We start from the raw sequence: 14,330 nt of genomic DNA, 5'->3' as shown, positions 1-14,330 counted from the left end.
GGCTGACAGGAGGTGGAGTAGGGAACCCGTCGTCAGCCGCGCAGCGGGCGACGACGCAACAGCAAATCACTGACCGAGTTTACCCGCAAGTCCACATAGCCAGGGCGTTGGCGATGGCCGCGGGCGAACGGGGTGCCCGGATGGAATACGTGCACGGTGCGCAGGCCGACGCGCCGCGCGCTGCGCAGGTTGTCCAGCGTGTCTTCGATCAGCACGGCGCGCGCCGCCGGCACGCCCTCGCGCGCCAGCACGTAGCGCAGCAAGGCATCCGATGGCTTGGGCCGGAACTGGCCATGCATGCACATCTGTTCGATGGCCCATATGCTGTCGAATTGCCGCAGCAGCCCCAGGTGGCGCAGCACCGCACGGGCATAGTGCAGCGGCGCGTTGGTCAGCAGCACCTTGCGGCCCGGCAGCCGGCGCAGCTTGTCGGCCAGGGCGGTCTCGGCGCGCACCAGCGGCGCGACCTCGAAGTTGTGGCTGCGATGCAGGAACGCGTCGGCGTCCACGCCGTGATGGCGCACCAGGCCGATGACGGTGGCGCCATAGCGCCGCCAGTACTCGGCGCGCAGCCGGTTGGCGGTGGCTTCGTCCACGGCCAGCGTCTCGGCCACCGCCTCGGTCATGCCGCGGTCGATGAGCGGGAAGATGGCGTGCGAGGTGTCGTGCAGCGTGTTGTCGAGGTCGAACAGCCAGAGGCGCTCGGGCGCGGCCGTGGCGATGCGGCGCGAGCGGCGCAGGCGCGCCGCCGGCCGCAGCAGATACCGGCGCGCCTGCATCAATGCGAGCTGATCATCGTGCCCACGCCCTGGTCGGTGAGGATTTCCAGCAGCAGGCAGTGCGGCACGCGGCCGTCGACGATGTGCACCGAATTCACGCCATTCTTGGCCGCGTCCAGCGACGACGAGATCTTGGGCAGCATGCCGCCCGAGATCGTGCCGTCGGCGAACAGTTCATCGATGGTCTGGGCCGACAGGCTGCGCAGCAGCTTGCCGCCCTTGTCCAGCACGCCCGGCGTGTTGGTCATCATCAGCAGCTTCTCGGCGCCCAGCACCTCGGCCATCTTGCCGGCGACCACGTCGGCGTTGATGTTGTACGCGGTGCCGTCCTCGCCGTAGCCGATCGGGGAGATCACCGGGATGAACTGGTCATCCTGCAGCGCCTTGACCACCGCCGGCTCGACGCGCGTGATGTCGCCGACGAGCCCGATGTCCAGCGGCTGGCTGGGGTCGTCCTTGTTGACCATCAGCTTCTTGGTGGCCTGGATGAGCATGCCATCCTTGCCGGTCAGGCCGACGGCCTTGCCGCCGACCTCGTTGATCATCATGACGATGTCCTGCTGGACCTGTCCGCCCAGCACCCATTCGACCACTTCCATGGTTTCGGCGTCGGTCACCCGCATGCCTTGCACGAAGGTGCCCTGCTTGCCGATGCGGCGCAGCGCGTCGTCGATCTGCGGACCGCCGCCGTGCACCACCACCGGGTTCAGGCCGACCAGCTTGAGCAGCACCACGTCGTGGGCGAAGCTGCGCTGCAACCGTTCTTCCGTCATCGCGTTGCCGCCGTACTTCACCACGATGGTCTTGCCGTGGAATCGTCGGATATACGGCAGGGCTTCGGACAGCACGGCCGCTTTGACAGCGGGAGACAGGACGGCGGCAGGGTCGGGGGTGTCGGTCATGGCAACAAATATACGGACTGAATATAAAAGTAGGATGAAAGGACAGCCAGGCGCCGGGCCACGAAGGGCAGCGCCAAGCCTACGGCCGATTGTAGTATTCGCTGCGGCCTTATGCGGCCAACCCATGTCCATATGCCCGACAAATAGGCTTCATTCAGGTACATTTGGGGGCGTTTTTGCAACGGCGGCGCCATTTTCCGCGCGCCAGGCCGGCATCCGGCCGGGGCCGAGGCCCGCGAACCACCCATCAAGAGGCTACATATGCGTATGAACTTTGTCCGGTCGGCCCTGCTGGCGTCGGCCTTCCTGCTGGCCGGCGGCGCCGCCCAGGCGGAAAAACTGGTCGTTGGCGCCACCCAGGTGCCGCACGCCGAGATCCTCGAGGTCGTCAAGCCGGCCCTGGCCAAGGAAGGCGTGGAGCTGGACATCAAGGTGTTCACCGACTACGTCCAGCCCAACCTGCAGCTGGCCGACAAGCAGCTCGACGCCAATTTCTTCCAGCACCAGCCGTACCTGGACACCTTCAACAAGGACCGCAAGACCAACCTCGTGTCGGTGGGCCTGGTCCATGTCGAGCCCTTTGGCGGTTATTCGAAGAAAATCAAGAGTTTGGCTGAGCTCAAGGACGGCGCCACCATCGCCATCCCGAACGATCCCTCCAACAGCGGGCGCGCCTTGCTGCTGCTGCAGAAGCAGGGGCTGCTCAAGCTGAAGGACCCGTCCAACATCGTCGCCACCCCGATCGACATCGCCGAGAACCCCAAGAAGCTGAAGTTCCGCGAACTGGAAGCCGCCATGCTGCCGCGTTCGTTCGATGACCTGGACCTCGCGCTGATCAACACCAACTACGCGCTGGAAGCGGGCCTGGTGCCCACGCGCGACGCCCTGTTCATCGAAGGTGCCGACTCGCCCTACGCCAACCTGGTGGCCGCCCGTCCCGACAACAAGGACGCCCCGGCGGTGAAGAAGCTGGTCAACGCCCTGCATTCGGAAGCGGTGCGCAAGTTCATCATCGAGAAGTACAAGGGCGCGGTCGTCCCGGCCTTCTGATCCTTTGGGTGCCTGTCCCCGCCTGGGGACTGGCACCCACGGAATTCCGGGTGTCTGTCCCTGCATGGGGACCGGCACCCACGGAGTTGCCCTGAGTGCCTGTCCCCGCGGGGACAGGCACCAATATCCGGCCCCGCCGCTTACCCTGCCAGCGCCTTTTGCACCGTGGCCTGGAATTCGGCCTTGTCGTACTCGCCCAGGTAGCGCTTGATGATCTGGCCTTGCTTGTCGATGAGGAAGGCCGTGGGCGTGAGGCGGACGTTGCCGAACGCCTGGGCCAGCTCGCCGCTGGTGTCCAGCGCCACGGGGAACGGCAGCTTGCGCGTTTGCGCGAAGTTCAGCACGTAATTGGGCGGGTCGTAGTTCATCGCGACCGCGATGGTTTCGTAGCCTTGCGGGTGGTACTGGTTGTAGTTGGCGATGTTGTCGGGCATCTGCTTGACGCAGGTGACGCAACTGGTGGCCCAGAACTTCACCAGCACGACCTTGCCGCGCAGGTCCTGCATGGTGATTTTCTGGCCTTCGAGCGTGGTGAAGGCGACATCCGGCGCGGTCTGGGCCGGACGCCACATGAACCAGCCGCCAATGCCGGCGGCCACCGCAATGATCAGGACAAGCGCGATTTTCTTCATTTGATGGGTATGGCTTCGACGCCGTTGCTACCGCTGCCCGCCGGCGCGGCGCCGGATTCGATCGGCGCCTTCTGCGCGGCCGTACCATCAGACGAGCCCTCGCCGGATTTGGTTCCCGAACCCGACAGGCGGATGGCCTCTTCGCGGCTGATGGTCTCGAACAGCTTGACGACCCGGGCCACGCCGCCCACGCCCGCGGCCGCGTTGGCGGCGTAGTCGCCCTCGGCCTGGGTGACCTTGCCCATCAGGTAGACCACGCCGCGCGAGGTCGTCACCGAAATGGTGCCGGAAGGCACGTACTTGGTGTTGATCAGGGCCGTCTTGACCTTCGAGGTCAGCCAGGTGTCGTTGGAGCGGGTGCTGAAATCGGCCGCCGGGCCGACCGTCAGCTGGTTGGTGACCGCCTTGACGTTCTCGATCGACTGGGCGATGGCGGTGGCCTGCGCCTTGGCCTCTTCGGTCGGGGCGTCGCCTGTCAGCAGCACGTGGCCGCCGTACACCATGGCATTGACGCGGGCGGTGTTGCCCAGCTTCTGCGCGATCTGGCTTTCGGCCTTGAAGGCGATGTTCTGGTCTTCGAGCTGGACGCCGGAGGTGCGCCGGTCGGTGACGACGACCGCGGTGGTGGCTGCCGCGCCGCCGATGACCAGCGGGGCGCAGGCCGACAGCGTGAGCGCCGCGGCCGAGAGGGCGGCGGCCAGCAGCAGGGGACGGGCGGCGGTTTTGGCGTCGGGCATCATTCGGTGTCTCCTAGTAGAAGGGCGTCTATGCCGTCGCACAGGGCGTGCAGCAAGATGATATGGACTTCCTGGATACGCATGGTGCGGTCGTGCGGCACACAGAGATGGACGTCGTGCGGGGTGATGAGTTCCCCCATGACCCCGCCGCCCTTGCCGGTCAGCGCGATGACATGCATTTCGCGTTCGCGCGCGGTTTCCATGGCGCGCACCACATTGGGCGAATTGCCGCTGGTCGAGATCGCCACCAGCACGTCGCCGGGCTGGCCCAGCGCATGGACCTGCCGCTCGAAGATCTCGTCGAATCCGTAGTCGTTGCCCACCGCCGTCATGATGGAGGTGTCGGTATTGAGGGCGATGCCGGCCAGGGGCAGGCGTTCGCGCTCGAAGCGGCCCACCAGTTCGGCGATGAAATGCTGGGCATCGGCGGCCGAGCCGCCGTTGCCGCATGCCAGAATCCTGCCGTTGTTGGCCAGGGCTGCGAAAAGCAGGTCTACCGCGGCTGCCAGGGGGGCGGCCAGCGCGTCCGCGCTTTGTTCGCAGAGCGCCATCGCATCGCGAAAGTGCGACGTCATGCGAGAGGTCATATCCATGGCGCGCATTATCTCACGCGCCAGCCCTGCGCATCCTGCCCGCGGCGCCCCTGCGCGGGGGCATGCTCGGCCAGCCAGAAGGCGCCGCGCAGCCAGTGCGGCCGGCCGGCCTCGAAGGCCACGACGTCGAAGCGCACCGGCGGCGGCGCGCCGGGCCAGTGGCGGCGCAGCAGCACGGGCAGCAGCAAGGCCGCCGCGCGCGCCAGGCGGCCTTGCTTGGACGCGCCGATGCTGGCTGCCGCGCCGCCGTAGCCGGCGTGGGCGCGCGCCCGCACTTCGACCAGTACCAGTACTTCGCCGTCGCGCATGGCGAGGTCGATTTCGCCGGCGCGGCAGCGCAGGTTGCGCGTCAGCGGCCGCAGGCCCTGCCTTGCCAGCCAGCGCAGGGCGGCGCTTTCGTAAGCCTGTCCGCGGCGCTGCGTGGGCGAGCCGCCGCCGCGGGCGCCGGGGCTTGCGCGCGGCGAGGCCGGCGGGCGGCGATGCAGGCAGCGCTGGGCCTGGGCGGCGCGGGCGAAGGCCAGGCGGGTGGCGGTGTCGGTCATGGCGGTCGTCGCAAGGGGCGGTGCAGGGCTACACTGGCACAGTTTTCACCGTCGCAGCACCATGCAATGAATCAAGATGTCCTATCGCCGGCCCAGGGCGACGCCTGGAGCCGGGTGGCTGACCGGGTGGCCGCGCAGCACTGGCCGGCGGCCACCTTGTACGTGATCGCCACGCCCATCGGCAACCTCGGCGACCTGGGCCTGCGCGCGTGGCAGGCGCTGGTGCGCGCCGATGTGATCGCGGCCGAAGACACGCGCGCCAGCCGCACGCTGCTGGACGCCTGGGGCGTGAGCACGCCGCTGATGGCGGCGCACCGCCACAACGAGGCCAGCGCCGCCCAGGCGATCTGCGAACGGCTTGCCCAGGGCCAGCGCGTCGCGCTGGTGTCCGACGCCGGCGCGCCGGCGGTCAGCGATCCGGGCGCGCGCATCGTGCGCGCGGTGCGCGAGGCGGGCTACGCCGTGGTGCCGGTGCCCGGCCCCAGCGCCGTGATCGCGGCGCTGATGGGCAGCGGAGCGACCTCGGACGAGAATCCGGCGTTCGCGTTCGCCGGCTTCCTGCCCGCCAAGGCGGTGGCGCGCCAGCGCTGGCTGCGCCAGTGGTGCGCGCTGCCGGCGCCGGTGGTGATGTTCGAGTCGCCGCATCGGCTGGCCGCCACGCTGGCCGACCTGCGCGAGGCCGGCGGCCCGGCGCGGCTGTTGACCGTGGCCCGCGAGTTGACCAAGCGCTTCGAGGAAATCGCCACGATGCCGCTGGGCGAGGCGGCGGACTGGCTGGCCGCCGACGCGCACCGCGGCCAGGGCGAATTCGTGCTGATCGTGCACCAGGCGCCGGGCGCCCAGGACGACGAGGCCGATCCGGCCGACCCGCGTACCGATGCGCTGCTCGACGCGCTGCTGGAGTCGCTGTCGGTGCGCGATGCCGCGCGGGTGGCCGCCAAGGTGACCGGCCTGGCGCGCGATGTGCTGTATGCGCGGGCGCTGGCGCGCAAGGAGCAGCCATGAATCCGCCCAGCGCACAGGCCACGGATATCCTCTATTGCGACACCGATACGCCGCTGGGGCCGATGCGGCTGGCCGCGCGCGGGCAGGCGCTGTGCGGCGCCTGGTTCGTCGACCAGCGCGATTGCCCGGCCGCCGCGGGCTGGACGCTGGACGCCGCGCACCCGGCGTTGCGGCAGGCGGCCGCCGAGCTGGAGCAATGGTTCGCGGGCCGGCGGCGCGCTTTCGAGGTGGCCATGCAGCCCGAGGGCACGCCATTCCAGCGCCAGGTCTGGCAGGCGCTGCTGGAACTGCCTTTCGGCGCGACCATCAGCTATGGCGAGCTGGCGCGGCGCGTCGGCCGGCCCAAGGCGGCCCGCGCCGTGGCCGGCGCGGTGGGCAGGAATCCGATTTCCATCCTGATCCCCTGCCACCGCATCATCGGCCATGACACATCGCTGACGGGGTTTGGCGGCGGGCTGCCGCGCAAGCAGGCGCTGCTGGCCCACGAGGGACACCGTTATCTGAGCCGCGCCGCCCGTGCGCGCCGGGTTTCCACCACGCAGATGGAACTGCCTCTCGGCGCGGCCTAGCTGTGAACTGTCAATAGGTTGTATTCGTCCAGGTTGAGTCTGGAGATGGGTACAGCGCGCCCGATGCCTTGGTGGGGTCGATGCCAGTTGTAGTGGTGTAGCCAGGATTTCATGGCATCGGCTCGGTGTTGGGAGTTCTGGTAGGTGTGAGCGTAAGCCCACTCACGCAAGGCCGACTGGATGAAGCGTTCGGCCTTGCCATTGGTCTGTGGGCGGTAAGGTCGGGTAAAGCGGTGCTTGATGCCCAGCTCATGGCACAGCGCGGCGAAGGCGCGGCTGCGAAAGGCCGAGCCATTGTCGGTGAGCAAGCGCTGGATGGTCACGCCCAGGCGCTGGTAGTAGGCCACTGCGTCCTTGAGGAACTGGACGGCGCTGGGGAAGCGCTCGTCGGGGTGGATGTCGGTGAAGGCCACGCGGGCGTGGTCATCGATGGCCACGAAGACGAAGTCCCAGCCGGCCCCCTCAACGGTATCGCGTCGGTTGCCCGTGACCCGGTGGCCAGGGCGCTGGATACGTCCCAGCTTCTTGATGTCGATGTGCAGCAGATCGCCGGGGGCCTGATGCTCGTAGCGCACCACCGGCTCGGCCGGCTCCAGGTCGGCCAGGTGCGACAGACCGGCGCGGGCCAGGACGCGGCTGACGGTGCTGGCTGACACGCCCAGCGCCTGGGCGATGCGCGCTTGGGTCAGCCGCTTGCGGCGCAGCTCCACGATAGCCAGCGCCTTGGCCGGCGCAATCGCTCGGGGCGAGACCGTCGGGCGCGAGGACGCATCGGCCAAGCCCGCCTGGCCCTGAGCCAGGAAGCGGCCCAGCCATTTGCGCACAGTCGGCGCGGTGACCCCATAGGCGCGGGCCGCTTCAGGCACACAAACTTGATGGGCGATCAATTGCTGGACCATTTCGAGTCGACGTAGGAAGGTCAATCGGGCATGCTTATGGGTGTTCATCCGGCCGGGCTCCTTGAGTGAACTGGGGAGTTGGCGATTTCCAGTTTCTCAAATCCGGTTCGGATGAACCATGCATACAACCTATTGAATCTTCACACCTAGGCGGGTCAATCGCGCATGCTTATGGTTGTTCATCCAGTGTCCTGCCCTGAGTTGCGATGGCGTGGTAACCACGGCATCCCAGGTCCGGCCTGGATGAACAACCTATTGAGACATCACAGCTAGAGCGAGGCGCGCTGCTTGATCGAGAAGCCGGGCAGCAGGGCGCTGACCTGGCCGGCCAAGTCGACGATCAGCGCCGCGGTGTCGGCATCTTCCACGGCGGCGCAGTTCGCCAGCAGGGCGACGCCCTGGGCGATCAGCGCCACGCCGGCATCGTGCTCGTGCCAGCCGGCCCGCAACAGGCTGCGGTGCAGGCCGCCGCGCAGGATGGCGTCGAATTGCGCCTGCAGCGCCGCGCGCGCCAGCACCGGCCTGGGCGCCTGGGCGCGGCGCGCCACGAAGGTGGTGCAGGTGTTGACGGCCTCGGATGCCAGGGCGCGCGGCCGCGCCTTGCGCTCGATGCTCAACGGTTGCACGCTGTTGATCGTGAAGGGCGCGGCGCGGAACGCCGTCACCAGGGCGGCCCAGCCCAGTACCGAGGCATGGCTGTAGACGAAGGCCAGCAGGCCGTCGGGCTTGAGCACCCGGGCCGCTTCGCGCAGCGCCTGGCCCAGCCGTGCGCAGTATTCGTCGTGAGCCGCGCGCGCGCTGCCGCCGGCGCGCTGCCGCGAGGCCACCAGTTCGTCATGGCCGCTATTGGCGGTCGGCGCATGGGGCGGCGTTGTCGGGCGGTTTTCGATAGCGTCGATAAGCGGTTTCTTCCATGCATAGAAGAAATCTGCCAGAACGCTGTAGAAAATATTGTCGTAATAGGGCGGGTCGGTAACGATGGCGTCGAAGCTGTCGTCCGGATAGGGCAGCGCGGCGGCCGAGGCGCGCTGCACCTGCACCGGCCGGCGCAGCAGCGCCAGCGCGTCGATGCCGGCGCAGATGCGTTCCAGCTTGGCGTGGAGGTTGCCCGGCCCGGTGCCGACCGGATCGACTTCGGCATAGTCCCACAGCATGGCCACGCCCGGGCCGCAGAAGGCGCGTCCGACCTGCTCGTTCTGCGGAATCCACATCGACAGCCGGCAGTTCCAGTCCACCATCTGGTCGATCAGGCCGCTGAGCGAGGCGCTGACGAAGCGCGCGACGTCGGCACCGTGCGCGGCCTGCAGCGTACGATGCTCGGCCAGCAGTTCCTCCAGCAGCATCAGCGTGACCAGGCGTTGGCGCGGATTGAACAGGTCGGCGTGGCCGCGCATGCCGTAGAGCGCCGGGTTGACGATGCCCGACCAGGCCGGCAGGGTGGTCGCGGGCAGGGCCAGGCCGGTGCGCTGCAGCAGCGTTTCTTCCTGTTCGCGCAGCAGGCCGGCCGCGGGCAAGGCATCGTCGCGCAGGGCGAATTGCTTGCCCACGCCGGCCGACGTGACCACCGCCACGCAATGGTCGGCGCTGTCGGCGATGCCGGGCGTGGCGGTGGCGCTGCAGCGCGGGCAGGCCGTCGCGCCGCGTCCGGCCCAGCGCGATGGGGGCGGCTCGCCATCCGGCAGCGACACCATGTCGACGCCGTCGCCATCGGGGCCGGGCGTGGCCACCATGGCCAGCGCCTTGCCGGCCTTCTTCGACAGCCAGGGCCGCCGCGACAGCGTATAGGCGTAGCCGCATTGCGGACAGGCGTGGCGGTAGGTCCAGAGATAGACGATGGGTTTTTCCGCCTGGCTGGCCAGGCGGCCGCGCAACGGATACAGGGTCTCGGTGCGCCGGGCCAGCCGTTGCAGCACCGCCTGGCCGTGCCGGTGCGCCAGCTGCTTGAGCAGGCCATGGTCCAGCGTGGCGCCGTAGGTCAGGTTGGCCTGCTGCAGGAATACCGCGAGTTCATTGACGTCGATGGAGTGGGCGTCGCAGCCCAGCAGCGCCGCCTCGAAGGCGATCGTGCCGCCGCCGCCGAACATATCCAGCACGCGCGGCGCGCCGCCGTACTGGCCGGCCAGCTCCGCGGCGGCCTCGGCCAGCAGCCCGGGCTGCGGCACGGGGGTGGCGCCCAGTTCGGACAGGCGCGCCGCGGCGCGCTTGTCGGCGGGCGCGCGCAAGGCGGCGTAGACCAGCGCGCGCATGGCCGAATGGGGGCGGCGCGCCCACCATACGTGGATGGTGTGCGGCGTTTCGCCGCGCCCGTAGCGTTCGGCCTTGCCGGCCAGGGACGCTTCGTAGAACGACAGTCCTTCGTCGATCAGCCGGCCCGGTCCGGCCACCGGCGCCAGCCGCGGGACGGGGGCCGCGGCGGGTCGACGGACGCGGCGCGGCGCCGCGGGCTTGCGGGAGGGGGGCGGCATGTATCTCGCTGAAATAAAGGCGCGCGCCCGGTGGGGCGCGGCAGGGGCATTATTCCATATCGCGGGCCGCGTTCAGCGCTCGCGCGGCCACGGCGGCGCGCGGCCGTAGTCGGCATGGCAGGCGTCGATGAAGGTGCGCACGAGCTGTTCGAGCAGCAGCTTGTCGCGGGCGCTGAGCGCCTGGTAGCGGGCGTGGGCGACGGCGCGAAACGGCCACGGCGCGGCAGCACGTTCGCCGCCCGGCTCCATCAGGCCGGGGCGCCAGGCAGCCGGGCCGCTGGGGTAGGCTTCGAGCTCCATCGGGCCCACGCCGGTTTCGAGCCAGTCCAGGTTTACCTGCAGGGCGATCGCCAGCTTGCGGATCGAGCGGCTGGATTGGCGCAGGCCGTTTTCGTAGCTGGCCACGGCGCTTTGCGACAGACCGCTGATGTGCGCCAGGTTTTCTTGCGAGAGCTGGCGCAGTCGCCGAGCATGCTTCAATCGGTCCGAAAATTTCTTCACTAGCTGTGAAGATTCAATAGGTTGTATGCATGGTTCATCCGAACCGGATTTGAGAAACTGGAAATCGCCACCCCCCCAGTTCACTCAAGGAGCCCGGCCGGATGAACACCCATAAGCATGCCCGATTGACCTTCCTACGTCGACTCGAAATGGTCCAGCAATTGATCGCCCATCAAGTTTGTGTGCCTGAAGCGGCCCGCGCCTATGGGGTCACCGCGCCGACTGTGCGCAAATGGCTGGGCCGCTTCCTGGCTCAGGGCCAGGCGGGCTTGGCCGATGCGTCCTCGCGCCCGACGGTCTCGCCCCGAGCGATTGCGCCGGCCAAGGCGCTGGCTATCGTGGAGCTGCGCCGCAAGCGGCTGACCCAAGCGCGCATCGCCCAGGCGCTGGGCGTGTCAGCCAGCACCGTCAGCCGCGTCCTGGCCCGCGCCGGTCTGTCGCACCTGGCCGACCTGGAGCCGGCCGAGCCGGTGGTGCGCTACGAGCATCAGGCCCCCGGCGATCTGCTGCACATCGACATCAAGAAGCTGGGACGTATCCAGCGCCCTGGCCACCGGGTCACGGGCAACCGACGCGATACCGTTGAGGGGGCCGGCTGGGACTTCGTCTTCGTGGCCATCGATGACCACGCCCGCGTGGCCTTCACCGACATCCACCCCGACGAGCGCTTCCCCAGCGCCGTCCAGTTCCTCAAGGACGCAGTGGCCTACTACCAGCGCCTGGGCGTGACCATCCAGCGCTTGCTCACCGACAATGGCTCGGCCTTTCGCAGCCGCGCCTTCGCCGCGCTGTGCCATGAGCTGGGCATCAAGCACCGCTTTACCCGACCTTACCGCCCACAGACCAATGGCAAGGCCGAACGCTTCATCCAGTCGGCCTTGCGTGAGTGGGCTTACGCTCACACCTACCAGAACTCCCAACACCGAGCCGATGCCATGAAATCCTGGCTACACCACTACAACTGGCATCGACCCCACCAAGGCATCGGGCGCGCTGTACCCATCTCCAGACTCAACCTGGACGAATACAACCTATTGACAGTTCACAACTAGCCCCACGGCCGGCATGCCGGCCGTAAAATCGGCGCATGAGCATTCTCGTCACCGGCGGCGCCGGCTTCATCGGTTCGAATTTCGTGCTGGGCTGGCTGGCCAGCGGCGATGAGCCGGTGATCAACCTGGACCTGCTGACCTACGCCGGCAACGCGGCCAACCTGGCCGCACTGCGCGATGACCCGCGCCATCTGCTGGTGCATGGCGACATCGCCGACGCGCCGCTGGTGCGCCGGTTGCTGCGCGAACACCGGCCCCGCGCCATCGTCAATTTCGCCGCCGAATCGCATGTGGACCGCGCCATCCGGGCCCCCGACGCCTTCGTGCAGACCAACGTCGTGGGCACTTTCACCCTGCTGGAGGCCGCGCGCGCCTATTGCACCGAACAGGACGCCGCTGCGGCGGCGGCCTTCCGCTTCCTGCATGTGTCCACCGACGAGGTGTACGGATCGCTGGCGCCCCAGGCCGCCCCCTTCACCGAAACCCATCCCTACCAGCCGAACAACCCGTATTCGGCCAGCAAGGCGGCCAGCGACCACATGGTGCGCTCGTACCGCCACACCTACGGGCTGCCCGCCATCACCACGCACTGCTGCAACAACTATGGCCCGCGCCAGTTCCCCGAGAAGCTGATCCCGCTGGTGATCCACCATGCGCTGGCCGGCCGCGCGCTGCCCCTGTATGGCGACGGCATGCACGTGCGCGACTGGCTCTACGTGGTCGACCATTGCGCGGCGCTGGAATGCGTGCTGCGCGACGGCCAGCCGGGGCAGACCTACAACATCGGCGCGCACTGCGAGCGCACCAACCTGGAAGTCGTGCACGCGGTCTGCGCCCTGCTGGACCAATGGCGCGCCCGCCCGGATGGGCAGCCGCATGCCGGCGGCATCGCCTTCATTCCCGAACGGCCCGGCCACGACAGGCGCTACGCGATCGACGCCGGCAAGATACAGCGCGAACTCGGCTGGCGGGCCGCGACCTCGTTCGAGGCGGGCCTGCGCGAGACGGTACGCTGGTACCTGGACCATCCGCAGTGGGTGGCGGACATCGCCAGCGGCGCGTATCGCCACTGGCTCGATACGCATTACGGCACATGAACATCCTGCTGCTGGGCCGCACCGGACAGATCGGCGATGCGCTGCTGGCGCACCCGCCGGCATGGGCGCGGCTGGCCGCGCTGGACCGCCGCCAGGCCGACCTGCGCGACCTGGGCCGGCTGGCCGCCGTGCTCGATGCCTACGCGCCGCGCATACTGATCAACGCCGCCGCCTATACCGAAGTCGACCGCGCCGAGGCCGAGCCGGAGCTGGCGCTGCGCATCAATGCCCAGGCGGTGGCGGTCATGGCGGACTATGCGCGCCGCAACAATGCATTGCTGGTGCACTATTCCACCGACTACGTGTTCGACGGCAAGCGCGCCCGCGCCTACCGGGAAACCGACGCCGCACATCCGCTGAACGCCTACGGCCGCTCCAAGCTGGCCGGCGAACAGGCCATCGCGGCCAGCGGCTGCCCGCACCTGATACTGCGCACCAGCTGGGTCTACGCCAGCCATGGCGCCAATTTCGTCAAGACCATCCTGCGCCTGGCGCGCACCCGCGCCGAGCTGTCCGTGGTCGCCGACCAGCACGGCGCCCCGATCTGGGCGGGCCGTATCGCCGCCGTCACCTGGCAGGCGATCGATGCGCACCGGCGCCGCCGCCTGCCCGACGGCCTGTGGCACCTGAGCGCGGGCGGCCATGTCAGCTGGCACGGGCTGGCCTGCCACATCGTGGCGCGGGCCCGGCGCGCCGGACTGGCGCTGAGCCTGGACCCGGCGCACATCCGGCCCGTCACGGCGGCGCAATACCCGCTGCCGGCGCCACGGCCGGCCAATTCGCGGCTGGACTGCGGCGCGCTACGCGATGCCCTGGAGCCCGAGCTGCCCGACTGGCAAGTCGACCTGGATGCGGTCGTGGATGCCCTGGCCGCGCGGGCGCATACCCTGTAGCGCCGCGCCCGGCGCCAGGATTACAGTAAACCCGCCAGGCAAGAATTCGGAGGCGTCATGAAACTCACCCCCTTGGCCATCGCGGACGTCGTGCTGATCGAACCCCAGGTGTTCGGCGACGAGCGCGGCTGCTTCTTCGAGAGCTTCAACCAGGACCGCCTGGACGCGCAACTGGGGCGGCGCATCCGCTTCGTGCAGGACAATCACTCATGCTCGCGCGCGGGCGTGCTGCGCGGCCTGCACTACCAGATCCTGCATCCGCAGGCCAAGCTGGTGCGCGTGGTGGCGGGCGAAGCCTATGACGTGGCGGTGGACCTGCGCCGCGGTTCGCCCACCTTCGGGCGCTGGACCGGCGCCTACCTGTCGGCGCGCAACCGGCACCAGCTGTGGATTCCGGAAGGATTTGCGCACGGCTTCCTGGCGTTGTCCGACGATACCGAGTGCCTGTACAAGGCCACCGACTACTACGCGCCCGAACATGAGCGCTGCGTGCGCTGGGACGACCCGCAACTCAAGGTGGACTGGCCGCTGCAGGGCCAAGCGCCCATCCTGTCGGTGAAAGACCGCCAGGGCGTGGCGCTGGCGCGGGCCGATACCTATGCGTAGCGGCCCGC

The 14,330-nt window shown here is 68.7% G+C and carries 17 protein-coding genes; 8 read left to right on the top strand and 9 right to left on the bottom strand.

Translation table 11 applies throughout. From position 1 onward, the window contains the following. Positions 1-32 precede the first annotated feature (32 nt). Both BN118_RS01000 and argB read right to left on the bottom strand, forming a co-directional pair. Positions 33-779, bottom strand: a complete 747-nt coding sequence (locus BN118_RS01000; RefSeq protein WP_010929777.1) for a pyrimidine 5'-nucleotidase — start codon at positions 777-779, stop codon at positions 33-35. Further along, positions 779-1,681 (bottom strand): acetylglutamate kinase, encoded by a 903-nt coding sequence (gene argB, locus BN118_RS00995; RefSeq protein WP_010929778.1) that lies wholly within the window; start codon positions 1,679-1,681, stop codon positions 779-781. The genes BN118_RS01000 and argB overlap by 1 nt, the downstream gene beginning before the upstream one ends. 261 nt (positions 1,682-1,942) lie before the next feature. Here argB and BN118_RS00990 point away from each other — a divergent pair, with 261 nt between their 5' ends. Next, complete coding sequence (locus BN118_RS00990; RefSeq protein ID WP_010929779.1) at positions 1,943-2,731, top strand: MetQ/NlpA family ABC transporter substrate-binding protein; 789 nt, start codon at positions 1,943-1,945, stop codon at positions 2,729-2,731. A 140-nt stretch (positions 2,732-2,871) separates the two neighbouring features. Here the strand turns inward: BN118_RS00990 and BN118_RS00985 are convergent, their stop codons facing one another. The 4 genes from BN118_RS00985 to BN118_RS00970 are packed head-to-tail and all read right to left on the bottom strand — an operon-like array spanning position 2,872 to position 5,235. Then, positions 2,872-3,363, bottom strand: coding sequence for a peroxiredoxin family protein (locus BN118_RS00985; RefSeq protein ID WP_003815191.1), 492 nt, complete (start codon positions 3,361-3,363; stop codon positions 2,872-2,874). Continuing rightward, complete coding sequence (locus BN118_RS00980) at positions 3,360-4,103, bottom strand: BON domain-containing protein (RefSeq protein WP_003815190.1); 744 nt, start codon at positions 4,101-4,103, stop codon at positions 3,360-3,362. Before BN118_RS00980 ends, BN118_RS00985 begins: the two co-directional genes overlap by 4 nt. After that, positions 4,100-4,693 carry a phosphoheptose isomerase gene (locus BN118_RS00975; RefSeq protein WP_033446211.1) on the bottom strand — a complete coding sequence of 198 codons (594 nt, stop codon included), beginning with the start codon at positions 4,691-4,693 and terminating at the stop codon, positions 4,100-4,102. Before BN118_RS00975 ends, BN118_RS00980 begins: the two co-directional genes overlap by 4 nt. A gap of 8 nt (positions 4,694-4,701) precedes the next feature. Further along, the gene (locus BN118_RS00970; RefSeq protein ID WP_014905417.1) at positions 4,702-5,235 is read right to left on the bottom strand and encodes a YraN family protein; all 534 of its coding nucleotides are present in this window, start codon (positions 5,233-5,235) and stop codon (positions 4,702-4,704) included. Positions 5,236-5,301: 66 nt separating this feature from the next. Here BN118_RS00970 and rsmI point away from each other — a divergent pair, with 66 nt between their 5' ends. Both rsmI and BN118_RS00960 read left to right on the top strand, forming a co-directional pair. Next, the gene (gene rsmI, locus BN118_RS00965) at positions 5,302-6,240 is read left to right on the top strand and encodes a 16S rRNA (cytidine(1402)-2'-O)-methyltransferase (protein ID WP_010929780.1); all 939 of its coding nucleotides are present in this window, start codon (positions 5,302-5,304) and stop codon (positions 6,238-6,240) included. Next, a complete protein-coding gene (locus BN118_RS00960) occupies positions 6,237-6,809 on the top strand; it encodes a methylated-DNA--[protein]-cysteine S-methyltransferase (protein ID WP_010929781.1) in 573 nt (190 codons plus the stop codon). The genes rsmI and BN118_RS00960 overlap by 4 nt, the downstream gene beginning before the upstream one ends. Here the strand turns inward: BN118_RS00960 and BN118_RS00955 are convergent. Continuing rightward, a complete protein-coding gene (locus BN118_RS00955; protein ID WP_005012067.1) occupies positions 6,806-7,756 on the bottom strand; it encodes an IS481-like element IS481 family transposase in 951 nt (316 codons plus the stop codon). The two genes, BN118_RS00960 and BN118_RS00955, sit on opposite strands and share 4 nt — an antisense overlap. 17 nt (positions 7,757-7,773) lie before the next feature. Between BN118_RS00955 and BN118_RS20995 the strand changes: the two genes are divergently transcribed. Next, positions 7,774-7,908 carry a hypothetical protein gene (locus BN118_RS20995; RefSeq protein WP_257792200.1) on the top strand — a complete coding sequence of 45 codons (135 nt, stop codon included), beginning with the start codon at positions 7,774-7,776 and terminating at the stop codon, positions 7,906-7,908. Between the two features lie 69 nt (positions 7,909-7,977). On the opposite strand, the gene BN118_RS00950 is transcribed toward BN118_RS20995, so the two are convergent. Then, positions 7,978-10,173, bottom strand: coding sequence for a DUF1156 domain-containing protein (locus tag BN118_RS00950; protein ID WP_003807447.1), 2,196 nt, complete (start codon positions 10,171-10,173; stop codon positions 7,978-7,980). Positions 10,174-10,245: 72 nt separating this feature from the next. Continuing rightward, complete coding sequence (locus tag BN118_RS00945; protein WP_014905416.1) at positions 10,246-10,674, bottom strand: helix-turn-helix domain-containing protein; 429 nt, start codon at positions 10,672-10,674, stop codon at positions 10,246-10,248. 101 nt (positions 10,675-10,775) lie between these two features. On the opposite strand from BN118_RS00945, the gene BN118_RS00940 reads away from it, so the two are divergent. From BN118_RS00940 to rfbC, 4 genes are read left to right on the top strand one after another with little or no spacing between them, the layout of a single operon-like run. Further along, positions 10,776-11,726 (top strand): IS481-like element IS481 family transposase, encoded by a 951-nt coding sequence (locus tag BN118_RS00940; RefSeq protein WP_005012808.1) that lies wholly within the window; start codon positions 10,776-10,778, stop codon positions 11,724-11,726. A gap of 35 nt (positions 11,727-11,761) precedes the next feature. Further along, on the top strand, positions 11,762-12,823 hold the full coding sequence (gene rfbB / locus BN118_RS00935; protein WP_010929625.1) for a dTDP-glucose 4,6-dehydratase: 1,062 nt from the start codon (positions 11,762-11,764) through the stop codon (positions 12,821-12,823). Beyond that, positions 12,820-13,716: a dTDP-4-dehydrorhamnose reductase gene (rfbD, locus tag BN118_RS00930; protein WP_010929624.1), complete on the top strand. Its 897-nt coding sequence runs from the start codon at positions 12,820-12,822 to the stop codon at positions 13,714-13,716. Before rfbB ends, rfbD begins: the two co-directional genes overlap by 4 nt. 57 nt (positions 13,717-13,773) lie before the next feature. Beyond that, on the top strand, positions 13,774-14,322 hold the full coding sequence (rfbC, locus tag BN118_RS00925; RefSeq protein ID WP_003807148.1) for a dTDP-4-dehydrorhamnose 3,5-epimerase: 549 nt from the start codon (positions 13,774-13,776) through the stop codon (positions 14,320-14,322). Positions 14,323-14,330: the final 8 nt, after the last annotated feature.

This window comes from Bordetella pertussis 18323 (genome assembly GCF_000306945.1).
Classification (GTDB): domain Bacteria; phylum Pseudomonadota; class Gammaproteobacteria; order Burkholderiales; family Burkholderiaceae_B; genus Bordetella; species Bordetella pertussis.
Note: the sequence above shows the minus strand (reverse complement) of the source record. Positions and strands in the feature narration are given on the sequence as shown.